Origin of the sequence: Lentisphaera profundi, from assembly GCF_028728065.1 — a bacterium.
Taxonomy (GTDB): Bacteria; Verrucomicrobiota; Lentisphaeria; order Lentisphaerales; family Lentisphaeraceae; genus Lentisphaera; species Lentisphaera profundi.
This window is the reverse complement of sequence record NZ_CP117811.1, coordinates 1,189,953-1,202,782: the sequence shown is the minus strand read 5'-3', so window position 1 is coordinate 1,202,782 and position 12,830 is coordinate 1,189,953. Positions and strand designations below refer to the sequence as shown.

The 12,830-nt window shown below is 42.9% G+C and carries 8 protein-coding genes; 7 read left to right on the top strand and 1 reads right to left on the bottom strand.

From position 1 onward, the window contains the following. The first annotated feature begins 35 nt into the window (after positions 1-35). Positions 36-1,109, top strand: a complete 1,074-nt coding sequence (locus PQO03_RS04895) for a hypothetical protein (protein WP_274151588.1) — start codon at positions 36-38, stop codon at positions 1,107-1,109. A gap of 610 nt (positions 1,110-1,719) precedes the next feature. Here the strand turns inward: PQO03_RS04895 and PQO03_RS04890 are convergent. Next, on the bottom strand, positions 1,720-3,117 hold the full coding sequence (locus PQO03_RS04890) for a rhamnulokinase (RefSeq protein ID WP_274151587.1): 1,398 nt from the start codon (positions 3,115-3,117) through the stop codon (positions 1,720-1,722). Between the two features lie 295 nt (positions 3,118-3,412). Here PQO03_RS04890 and PQO03_RS04885 point away from each other — a divergent pair, with 295 nt between their 5' ends. From PQO03_RS04885 to PQO03_RS04860, 6 genes are all read left to right on the top strand, one after another. After that, the gene (locus PQO03_RS04885) at positions 3,413-4,711 is read left to right on the top strand and encodes a sugar isomerase (protein ID WP_274151585.1); all 1,299 of its coding nucleotides are present in this window, start codon (positions 3,413-3,415) and stop codon (positions 4,709-4,711) included. A 14-nt stretch (positions 4,712-4,725) separates the two neighbouring features. Further along, a complete protein-coding gene (locus PQO03_RS04880; RefSeq protein ID WP_274151583.1) occupies positions 4,726-6,921 on the top strand; it encodes a bifunctional rhamnulose-1-phosphate aldolase/short-chain dehydrogenase in 2,196 nt (731 codons plus the stop codon). Between the two features lie 109 nt (positions 6,922-7,030). Then, positions 7,031-7,795, top strand: coding sequence for a DeoR/GlpR family DNA-binding transcription regulator (locus tag PQO03_RS04875; protein ID WP_274151581.1), 765 nt, complete (start codon positions 7,031-7,033; stop codon positions 7,793-7,795). Between the two features lie 297 nt (positions 7,796-8,092). Next, positions 8,093-9,100, top strand: coding sequence for a LacI family DNA-binding transcriptional regulator (locus PQO03_RS04870; protein WP_274151579.1), 1,008 nt, complete (start codon positions 8,093-8,095; stop codon positions 9,098-9,100). A 575-nt stretch (positions 9,101-9,675) separates the two neighbouring features. Next, positions 9,676-12,039, top strand: a complete 2,364-nt coding sequence (locus PQO03_RS04865) for a sodium:solute symporter family transporter (RefSeq protein WP_274151577.1) — start codon at positions 9,676-9,678, stop codon at positions 12,037-12,039. Positions 12,040-12,055: 16 nt separating this feature from the next. Continuing rightward, entirely contained in the window at positions 12,056-12,766 is a 711-nt protein-coding gene (locus PQO03_RS04860; protein WP_274151575.1) for a type II secretion system protein, read from the top strand. Positions 12,767-12,830: the final 64 nt, after the last annotated feature.

Here is a 12,830-nt window from a genome sequence, read left to right as displayed (position 1 = left end):
GTTCAACTCAAAATCAGGTTTACAAGGACATAGAATTGGCTGATCCTGTTCACACTAAGGACCCCGTGAGGCAGCATGAATTATTAGCTCATTATGATGATCATGGTCATCCTACAGGCTATTCAATGGATTTGATCAATTCCGTTTGTCTCGATAACAAGTGCAAACTTGTAGAAGTCACTATGTACTGGGATGATGCCGGAAATTATTCACACCTCACATATCCTGAAAAGAAACCACTAACCAAAGTTGAGCACGAGCCTTTTACTGAAGAGGATTACTTGAGGCTTGATACAATTTTAAAAGATAAAGCTTCGATTTTACAGAAACACTCCTTAGCCTACTTAGCGAAAGAGCCCGATAAGCCTAAGGGAAAAAAAGGTACTAAGAAGCCGTCTTCAGCTCAGGACTCGAGCGATGATGATGTGGATGGCGAGTCAATTGCCACACCTGCATCAGTCAAAGATGCCGTTGTGAAAGACGCCGCCTGGACCACTTGGGTCTTGTGGACTTATGCCAATACCGAGATCGTCCCCATACTGCAAGCAGAGACAGAACTCCATTGCACTCCGGCCTATATTCAAAAAACTTTGGATAGTGGAGATTGGCAGAAGGTTGAATTTATTCTGAATTATCTACTGAGAAAGAAGATTTATACACAAGCCTATGTGGATGCCACGGCAAATGCTTTAGCAGGAGCGGGGATTGATCAAATCGATTTGGGTCTCACTTACCTAAAGACGGCCACTCAAAACAAAAATGATTATTACCAAAAAACCATTCAGACTCTACCAGAAATGGGCAATTATAATGCTGCCATCATTATTGATGAGATTTCTAATGAAGATGACCTAGATGATGAAATTCTTCTCTTACTTTCAAAGAAACTCAGCAAATGCTCTTATTACACCGTTCACCTCACCCTGCAATTCATCGAAAATAAGAATTTATTCTCGGATAAACACGAATTGAATTTAAGCGCACTCTTAGATGTCAAAGACTTCTTCATTGCTCGCCGAGCTTACCGCTTCCTGCAAGAGCAAGACTTGTCGCCAAAAACAAAGCATAAACTTGCTGAATTCGCAAAAAAATACGAAGATAGAATTTAAACCTTAGTTGTAAGCTTGGGCTTATCGCGTAGCTCCATAATCTTACCGAAAAATTCAGTTTTGTGATTATGAATTCGTCGCATTCTCTTTATGCCTTTAATTGAGCAGGCCCATTGCAAATAAAAGAACTCAGCGTGGGACTTATTTTACATGATCAAATTTTCCCTGCAAAATATGCAAGGAATAAACGGGCTATTCACTGCAGCCCAATCATTTTGTTGATTCATCAAGAGGCATAAAACAAACTGCCGCGAGCCATGAGAGCGCTAGCGCATTAACTATTGATACTTAATAAAGTGAATTTCACTCTCAAAAAATCAGCTTAGAGACTAAATCACTTAATTATGACCATTGAAATGCTTGCCCTAGGGTAAATAGCTCGAGATAAACTCAAGCTCGTAGGTATTCAATCATTAGTCCATCCAAGGCAGGAATTTGTAAATTAAAATATCGAGAACTTACTTGCCTCATCTCACCTGTGGCAGAGGAATAGATAATTATTGCCGTTATATCTAGATCTAGGCTCAGCTCCACTTGCTCAGATTTGTCTTGCCAATTGACAATCAGCTGTATATTAGCTGAAGACTAAAACTGTATTGATGGATTCTGGTTAAAGTTTGGCGATATCCTCGCGCTTGATCAAATCAAGAGCAAAAGCTTGAATGACGGCATTGCCGAGAGCTGTGGCTTCATGTGCTCCCACTCTCACGGGACAGTCACATAATTGCGCTGTCATCTCTACTAAGAGCTCATTGCGCCCTCCTCCACCGAGGATAGTCACTGCTTGCGCTTTTTGACCGGATACTTTTTCTATTTCTTTGAGTGTATTGGCATAAGCGTGAGCTAAGCCTTTGATGACCGCCAAACTTATATTCCCTTCATCTGCTGGAATTTGAACCCCACGATCCGCAAACCATTTTACGACGCGATCAGCATAGGGATTTTCCTTACTGTGCTGCTCAAAGAAAGCAGCATCATCCACATCTAGCACTAAATCCACATCCGCTGCACTTCGCGCCACATCCACTAATTCAGGATATGACCAATCAGCGCCACCCTCTTCATTCCAAGTCCTACGACAATTCTGTAAAACCCATAAGCCCATAATATTTTTCAAGGGACGACTCCGCCCATCCCAAGCTAATTCATTACTCAGATTGGCTTCTTTGGCTTCTTTACTTAGTAGTGGCTGCTCACTTATCATACCCATCAGACTCCAAGTTCCCGATGAAATGAAGACCTGCCCTGCTCCTGCTGGTGTCAGCGCGGCTGCCGAGGCGGTATCATGTGAAGCACAAGTCAGAACCTTAACATCTCGCTTTAAGCCAGTTATTTCTGCGATATCCGCAGACACAGTCCCAAGCTCAATGCCACTCTTCGTTAAAGCTTTATCAAAGATAGCTAAATCTCCTAGACCAATTTTTTTGATGAGATCTAAATCCCAGCCTTGTCCAGATGGACTCGCAAGAGCAGTGGAACTGGCATTCGTCCATTCATTAGAAGCTACGCCACAAAGTTTCCATGCCAAAAAATCTGGAATCATTAAGATCGATTCTGCTTGCTTAAGTTTTTCTGGTGCTGATTTTTTTAAGGCTAAAAGCTGAAAGACTGTATTAAAGGGTAGATTGCGAATACCCGTATGCTTCCAAATCGTATCTTTGCCAAACTCAGTCTCTATGCTATCGACTAAGCCTTCAGTTCTTGGATCGCGGTAGCATACCGGCTCTTCAATAAGTTCCCCTTCATTATTGATCAGGGCAAAATCCACGGCCCAAGTATCGAAAGAAATACTCTTTATTAAATCCCCATATTGTGCTGCTGCTACCGTAAAGCCCTCTAATATACCTCGCCAAAGACTCTCCATATCCCAACGTAAATGACCCTCTTTTTTAATGGGCTTATTAATAAAGCGACTCATTTCACGTAAGTTAATTCCATCTCCAATTTCGGCCGCCATCACACGACCGCTTTCAGCACCTAAATCGACAGCAAGAACCACAGCTTTCATACATATCCTTCTCTATAATTAAAAAACTAAGCATCCAAATCTGAGAGACTAAGGGAGAGTCTACACTTTAAACACAACAATAAACACTTGGATGCTTAGCCACTGCCTAAGACTACATACAGGCAAAAGTTTTTCAAGTGTTTTAAAAGCTTATTTGTCATTTTTTCTTCGTTTCAATCATTTTTTTAATAAAAATGCTTGAAACAATCATTTAACACTCGTATAGTTTGTTGATTTAAGAACCTTTCTCAAATTTTAAAAAGCAAATTAATCGCTCATTAAAGGAGTCCAGATAATGAAATTAAACCTCGATCAGCTCAAGGATATCAACAGTAAGTCACTTGATCTACACCAAGTAGAACTAGATATCCTCAGTCAGAAACTTGACAAGAAAGGTATTAACGCAGAAGATATAATCAAAGACATTACTGAACTTCAGGTCGCCACTCCCTCATGGGCGCTCGGTACCGGTGCTACACGTTTCGGACGTTTCCCTGGTGGTGGCGAACCCGCAACGCTCGAAGAAAAAATTGGCGATGTTGGTATCCTTAAGCAACTCTGTGGTCAGACTTCGTCCATTTCTTTACATATTCCATGGGATGTTCCGGATAATGCCGAAGACGTCAAAGATCTCGCAGCTAGTTATGGCTTGCGTTTCGATAGCATGAACTCAAATACCTTCATGGATGACCCACGAGGACTCAATACTCCAAAAGGCTTGTCTTATAAGTATGGTTCTATGTGCAATAGTGAAGAAGCCATTCGCGAGCAGTCTATTCAACATAATATCGATGTTATCGAATACGGAAAAAGACTCGGCTCTGACTCCTTGACTGTGTGGCTCGCCGACGGTTCAAACTACCCAGGACAGGCCAACTTCCGTCGTCAGTTCGAAAATGTTCAAAATTCACTTCGAGAAATCTACAAAGCTATGCCGGAAGACTGGTACATGTTCACAGAACACAAACCTTACGAGCCGAATTTTTACTCCACTGTAAATAACGATTGGGGTTCAAACCTCTTACTCGCCAAAGGCACCGGTGAAAGATGCCTCTGTCTTGTTGACCTCGGCCACCACTTGCCAAATACCAACATCGAGCAGGTTGTCTCCCGTGTGATCATGGAAAAACGCCTCGCCGGCTTCCACTTCAATGACTCCAAGTACAGTGATGACGACCTCACTGTCGGTTCACTTAAACCCTACCAACTTTTCCTCATCTTCAACGAACTCGTTGAGTACATGAAAGGTGATGATAAACAAGCCAACGAATTGGCTTGGATGATCGATGCTTCACACAATACTAAAGATCCTATGGAAGACCTGCTCCAGTCTTTCGATGCTATTGCTCTCGCCTACGGCCAAGCACTCTCGATTCCTCGTGCGACTTTAACAGAAGCACAAATGAATAATGATGTCGCTGGTGGTCAAGAAATTATCCAGGACGCTTACCGTACAGACGTACGTCCACTCGTTCGTGAAGCTCGCATGCGTCAAGGTGCTGCTTTCAGCCCTCTGCAAGCTTACCGCGAACTTGGTGTCCGCAAAGAACTCATCAATCAGCGCGGAACTCGCGTAGCCGTAACCGGCCTATAATAAGGAATATTATTATGTCAAAATTCAGTCCAAAAGAATTCAAGCACGTCAATTATAATTGGGATGATGCGGTAGCAGCATCTCTGCAAGGCGTTGAAGAACTTGTCTATCGCTCCAATGTGCTCGGCGATGATCAACGTGTCACCAATACTGGTGGCGGCAATACTTCTGCAAAAATCATGGAAATCGATCCGCTCACAGGTGAATCCGTAGAAGTTTTGTGGGTGAAAGGTTCTGGCGGTGATATTCGCACCGCAAAAAAAGAAAATTTTTCTTCACTCTATCAAGGTAAGTTAGATGCACTTGATGACGCTTATCAAAACTTTGACGTCAAAGGCTATAAAACTGCTGGTGAAGACGCGATGATCGGCATGTATAAGCACTGTACTTTCTGTTTAAATCCACGTGCCTCTTCTATTGATACACCGTTGCACTCTATGATCGCAGAAAAACATGTCGACCACTTACACCCCAACTCTGTCATTGCTGTTGCATCTTGTAAAGATCAAGAACTATTGGCGGAGAAAATCTGGGGTGGAAAAATGGGCTATATCCCATGGATGAGACCCGGCTGGGAAGCGGCTAAGAAGTGCGAAGATATCTATAAAGGTGACTCAGATCTTCTTGGTATTTTAATGGGTCAACACGGCCACACCAACTGGAGTAGTGAAAGTAAAAGCTGTTATGAAACCTCTCTATGGGTAATCGAAACGGCGGCTCGTTATATCGAAGAGCATGACAAAGGCGCAATGACTTTTGGTGGTGCCAGAGTAGAAAGTCTTTCTGAAAGCGATCGCAAGGATTTATTAGCACAATTTTTACCAACAGCACGTGGTTTACTTTCCAATAAAGTAAAATTCATTGGCACAGTTCAAACTGATGACCAAGCCTTAAGATTTGTTAATAGTGTCGATGCACAGAGACTTGCTAAACTGGGCACTTCATGTCCTGACCATTTCCTAAGAACAAAAATCCAGCCCTTATATCTTGATTTTGATCCCGCTAATGATGATTTCGATACTCTCGTCGCCAAGTTCAATGAAGGACTAGAACAATACCGCATTGACTACAAAGCTTATTACGATGCTTGTAAGCGTGATAACTCACCTGCTATGCGCGATCCAAGCCCTACCGTTATTCTCATACCTGGTGTTGGTATTATTGGCTGGGGTAAAAATAAAAGTGAATCCAGAGTGACTACTGAATTCTACAACTGTGCTATCGAAGTTATGCGCGGTGCTGAAGCCATCAGTGAATATACCGCTCTGCCACAGCAGGAAGCTTTTGATATTGAATACTGGGAACTGGAAGAAGCTAAACTACAACGTATGCCGGCTGAGAAAGAATTTGCCCGCAATGTCGTAGTCGTCGTTGGTGCTGGTAGTGGCATAGGTAAATCTACCGCTCACCGTATGGCAAAAGAAGGCGCACACGTCGTTTGTGTTGACCTCAATGCTGATGCTGCCCAAGAAACTGCCGATGAACTTCTTGCCATTTATGGCCAAGGCATTGGCGTTGCTGGCACGGGTATCTCCAACTGTGGTCCAGCCATAGCTCTCGAGGGTAACATCACAAGTCGCGAAAGTGTTCAAGATATGTACAAACAAATCATCCTTGCTTATGGCGGCATTGATAATGTGATTGTGACTGCAGGCATCTTCGTTCCTTCCGATACCGCTGGTTATATTCCTGACGAAAAATGGGGCCTCACTTTCGACATCAATGTCAAAGGACTCTTTATTGTTGCTGATGAAGGCAATAAAATTTGGAAACAGCAAGGGCTCAAGGGTTCACTCGTATTAACGACGAGTGTCAATGCGGCCGTCGCCAAGCGTGGTTCATTCGCCTATGACACATCTAAAGCCGCGGCTAACCACCTCGTTCGCGAACTGGCAGTCGATATGGCTCCACTGGTCCGTGTCAATGGTCTCGCACCCGCTACGGTCGTAAAAGGTTCTTCAATGTTCCCTCGCGATCGCGTCATTGGTTCACTTGCCAAGTATAATCTTGAGTATAGCGAAGAGTGGGAAACAGAAAAACTGCGCAATACCCTTGCCGAGTTTTATGCTAAAAGAACTCTTACTCAGGAGCCAATTACACCAGAAGACCAAGCTGAAGCAGCCTACGTTCTGGCCAGTAATAAACTGAGTAAAAGTACCGGCCAAATCATCTCAGTAGATGGCGGCCTTCACGAAGCTTTCCTGCGTTAAATCATTAAGCTCCTCCTAATTTCTTATTTGGAGGAGCTTTTTACTCGCGGAAAATTTAATTTTTCTAAAGTCGTACTAAATTTATTCACTCTTTAAACACAAGGTTTTTATGTCAGTTCAATCCAAAGCACGTCATCAACAAATGATGAGTTTCCTCCACGAAGTGGGAGAAGCCAAAGTCAATGAACTCTCACAAAAATTTAATGTTACCGAAGAGACCATTCGTCGCGATTTAGCAAGATTAGAGAAAGACGGTTTACTCATCCGCAAACACGGTGGTGCTGTGCCTCAAGATGTCATCACTAATGAGCTCAGTTTTGATCAGCGAAAAATACAAAATATCAAAGAGAAAACCGCAATTGCGGAACTCGCACTCAAACATATCGAAGCAGGCGACTCCATTTTTCTAGATGGTAGTACAACTACTTGGCAAATGGCCCGCAAGATGCCCGATATTCCGCTGACCATTATTAGTGACTCAATCAGAGTACTCGTCAGCCTCGCCAATCACAAAAATATCACCCTCGTTTCAATTGGTGGCGTTCTTTGCCCCGCAACTCAAACGATGCTCGGTCCCAATGCCATCAGCTCCATTAACAATTACTACGTAGACAAATACTTTTTCTCCTGCCAGGGGCTAGATTCTGAATGGGGCGTGAGTGATAATAACTACGACGTCGCCGCCGTTAAAATAGCCATGCTTGCACAGTCCAAAAAGCATTTCCTCTTGCTTGATAATCAAAAGGTCCACAAACGTTCTTTAGTGCTCTTTGCTAGCCTCAAGGAAGTCGACCATATTATTACCGACTCCAATACTGCACAAAACTTCATCCCCAGTTCTGAAAACATCCAAGTTTCCATCGCAAAAATTTAATTATTAGCTTAATTCGTGAGTAAATAAAGCTAATACTCATATGTGAACTAAAGCTTAAGTTAAAAGCAGAAATATGCAAAAAGTGACTCTAGCGTAATGGCTCATCGAGGTAGGCGATTTCTTTTTGCAGGGCTGCCATGACTCGTTTTTTGTGGATATTGACTAATACACATAGCCCCTACTGATTAAATTCATCATTTAAGCCAATATGAGCATATACAAGGAAAAACTATTTGAAAATGCCCACTCTTTGATTTATGTTACACTTGTTACATATAAAACATACAAAGGTGAAATATGACAATCAGAGAACTAGCTAAAGCCTCAGGAGTATCGACTGCCACTGTATCGCGTATGCTGAACAAAAATGGTTTTGTAAGCAAGGAAGCTGAGGATAAAATTAATGCCGCAATGAAAGACAATGACTTTCAATCAGAGAAGCGGATCAAAAGACGAGCTACAGGCGAAGGGCATCCGAAGCAGCTCAATTTCACCATGCTGTGGACATCGGACATTCGGGCCTCTATGACTGGAACAGGTCATGACATAATGCTTGGTATTACTGAAACAATGCGTGTTATTGGGGCTAATCTGGTGGTTGACTACATTGACTCGGATGGCTCTGTACCTAAGTGCCTCTCTGACAAAAGCTGTGATGGTATTTTCCTACATGGGGACCATCTGCCAAAACATCATGCTGATCTCGTTAAAAAACGTCCTGCAGTCTGGTTGTTACAGTCTGGTGACACTGAGTACGGAGACCGGGTACAGCCGGATCATTGGGGGCTAGGTGTATCTGCATACAAAAATATGGAATTACAGGGCTGTAAAAATGTCTGCTGCATAAGTCACACCTTAGATTCTATTTCTTTGCCCTATTGGCACTCCAGACTAGAAGGTTTTCTCCATGCCGGCAAATTTGGAAAAACGAAATACTGCAATATTAATACGGCGTATACAGACCCCTTGAGTAGTCCTGAGGATCAAAAAAATATCGCCATTGATATAGTTGATAAGCTCGAAAAAATATCTCCACGCCCTGACGGTATTTTTGTTGCTAACGCGCTGGGATCCTACATTCATGCCGAACTGAAACACAGAGAAATCACCCCCATGAAGGATATTTATATGATTTCCGGGGACATGGACGCTTACGGTCAATTCCTTGATTCCGAGACTGTTAAAATAGATATCCAGGGCAGGCAGATCGGAAAACTCGCCGCCGAGGCCATGCTTTTGCGGATAAAGAATCCGGATATGGATAAAATAAAGTATTTCACTGAAGCAAGCTTACTGACTCCTTAATTCATCTTTCCGTATAAAAAATCACTAAGTGCTACAAGGTTTTTTTGCTAGTTGATAAGACCCCAGCCCTGACTGAGTTCTCCCCTATGCCTAACACGAAGGCACTTAAGGTTTTTTAAGCTTGTGTACAACATTAATTGGCCCGCGGGAACGCCTAAGGGTAGTGAACTTAAGCACATGCCGAAGCTATGTAGTAGGGTAGCCACCGGATTTATCCGGTGGCTATTATTAAAAAATGATATTCATTCCGAAGGTATGAAGGAAACCCTCTGCAGCGTACCTTCTACACGCACGATGCTCTTAGTCAAACACCACGAACTTAGATCCATGACTACATTCCTAAGTTCTTCGAGCTCAAATATCTCTTAAGTTCCCCGCCATTACGGGGACGCAAAAAAAAATCTATAGCTATTCCCTTTTATTTCCAAAAATCACGGTTTTTAGTAAATTAAAACCCCACCTTAAGTAGCCATATGACAAAAAAAACAATAACGCTGTTGATATTTTCAAAAACCACCTGTATGATACATGTAACAAAACTCATGTAACATATGTAACAAATCAATGAGGTACAAATGTCAAAAGTCTCAAGCTGTGTTAAACAGATTATTTTTATCGGATTAGCCCTATTTACTTTTAATGTAAAAGCAGATAGCGATGCCATGAATAAAGAGTATTTTAAATACTCTACGCTAGCACCGCTTTCGAGTGAAACCGCAGTAGATTGCGCTTGGCACAGCGCCGAAGGACTTATCATTGTTCAGGACAATAAATTATCTTTACTTACAGATGAAGCTAAGCAGTGGACTGAAATTAATGCCGATCCTGTAATTATTTCCAAATCCACTATGACTACAAGCTCCGAGAAAAAGCTCTATGTTGTTGACGGGGTGAAAGTTTTCACCCTTGAATATATTGAGGGAGGAATTGTTCGTAAGAAAATCAAAGACCTCCCCTTCCCCATTACACAAGGCGATATAAGCGTCAACAATGACAAGTTATATATTGCCGGACTTGATGCTGAGGGGAATAATATATTCTTATGCAACGGAGTGAAACAAAAAAACTGGGGCATACAGAAGTCGACAAAAGTGCTGACGGCACAATTGAAGGGCAGTATTTATATTTTTGCGAATGAGGATAGCTCGGGTAAACTGACTGCGTACGAGTATAATACTAATAAAAATTTATGGAGCACCATTGGCACTAGTGAATTTGCGATCGAGGCAAAGCAGGCCTTTGCCTGCGGGGATGCGCATATATTGTTTTTGGGCAAAGGCCATAAGCAGCTTGATGCACTCTATCTCGATCAGAAAAAATGGGTGCAGTTTGATATCACATCATTTCCTCAGAGTGATTTTGCAATTGCCCATGACTACAAAAGCTTTACGATTATCTCAACAGAAGCCTCCTATAAAGTTGAAGCGATTTTTCCTAAGACTAAGTACGGCATTTGGGACCACCTAATCGTCGGCTTGTTCTTTTTTATGATGCTATGGATAGGCAGACATATTAGTAAGCGTGAAAAGAACGGAAACGACTTTTTCCGTGGCGGTCAACGCCTCCCCTTTTGGGCCGTTGGGGTAAGTATGTTTGCTACCAGTGCGAGTGCGGTCAGCCTAATGGCTCAGCCCGCACAGGCTTATACGGACAACTGGCTCTATTTTTCTATCGGAATTGTACAGTTCCTACTGCTACCCGTAACATTTTTTGTGGTGATCCCCATCACCCGCAGGCTGCAGTTTTCTTCGGCATTTGAGTATCTCGAAGCACGTTTTTGCGTAGGTCTGCGTATGTTCGGTAGTCTTACTTACGCCTTCATGCAGCTGATCACAAGAATGGCCGCCATTATGCTCTTACCCTCCATAGCCTTGAGCTCTGTCTGCGGCATCCCCATGGAAGTGAGTATCATCATTATGGGTGTCGTAACTACACTCTATTGTATGATGGGCGGTTTTGAGGCGGTGGTCTGGACTGACGTTATCCAGGCCATTGTCATGCTTCTGGCTATGATCATGTGTATAATCTGGGTCTTCATGTCCCTCGACTCTACAGCTGCTGACGCATGGCAACTTATCTCCTCGGAGAACAAGTTAATGATGTTCGACTTTTCTTGGGACCAGGCTCAGCCGATTATTTATATCATTTTTCTGTCCTATACTTTGCAATCTATTGCCGTTCCGATCGGAGATCAAAACTTCATTCAACGCGTACAGGCGGTGAAATCTGAAAAAGAGGCGCGCAAGGCCGCCTTAACCCAGCTTTGCGTGGCCATACCGCTCAATGCTTGCCTATTCGGCTTAGGAACCTGCCTTTATCTTTATTATAACGCCAATCCTGCGGATATTGCACCAGCAATGAAAGCGGATGGGATTTTCCCACTCTTTGCCGCACAAAAGCTCCCCACCGGATTAGCTGGCATTGTGGTGGCAGCATTGATGGCGGCGACAATGTCAACACTTTCGAGCGCGCTAAATAGTGTGTCCAACATTGCTGTTGAGGACTATGTGCGTAAATTCAAAAAAGATTTAAATGACGACCAAGCCCTACTCTGGGGCAAGGGCCTTACTGTGGCGCTCGGCATCATAGGCACGGGTATGGCCCTATGGCTGGCGCAAAGCAATACGACTTCCATATGGGATCTTATTTTGCTGATTCTTGGCGTCGTTTTCGCTCCATTGAGTTCCATGTATCTGTTGGGAGTCCTAACAAAAAGAGTGAACACCACCGGAGTTATTGCCGGATTTATTGCTGGGATATCTGCTACCCTCTATTGCCAAAGTAACTTCACTCTACACCCCTTTTTCTTTACTCCGATAGGTCTTATCCCCAGCTTAGCTGTTGCCTATCTAATGAGCTTCATTGTTCCCGGCCAGCCAAAAGATCTCACGGGTTTAACAGTGTTTTCATTGCCAGAGAAACCAGAAAATTATAAATAACAGATAGGAAAAGAGTATGATATCGCAAAAACATAAATTCACCCTTATTGAACTGCTCGTGGTGATCGCTATCATCGGTATACTCGCCAGTCTTTTAATGCCCGTGTTGAGTAAAACAAGGGCTAAAGGGAGAGCGGCTGTTTGTAAGTCAAACCTCAAGCAATGGGGGATGGCTTCATTTATGTACACAGACAATTGGGATGGTACTATGCCACATATAGGCCTAGATGGCATGAGATCTATCTTCAAAGAAATAGCAGAAATGAGCGGTGAAGTTAGGTACTGCCCATCAGATGGCTTAGCACAAAACAAAACTTCCCGTAATGCTAATGGGATTTTGTGGTCCTACGGATATAACGGCTACTTTACCACTCTCGACATCTCTGGGCAAGGACCGGTGAAAATTTCTGCAGTTCAATATCCAAGTAATACCTTAATCTTTATCGACAGGGCACATAAAGGTGAAGTGGATTTTTACGATCAGGTTTATGGTGTATCTCCCTCTACAACTGAAAAATCTAGGTCAGCATTTGCACATAAACACAAAGCATTCACCAGACATAATACCAAATATTCTAACATGGTCCAAATTGACGGTAGTGTAAATAGCGGCCTATCCATACTTTATCGAACACCCAGCGGCTGGGACAACACATACCGAAGAGCTCATTTTATGATTTACAAAGACCCAGATGAGTTTGCACAGGCCCTGGCTGAAATTCAGTAATCGTGCTACACAACAAAGCTGTATAGCTCAATAATAACAATTTAAAAAAACAAATTTTAAAGGT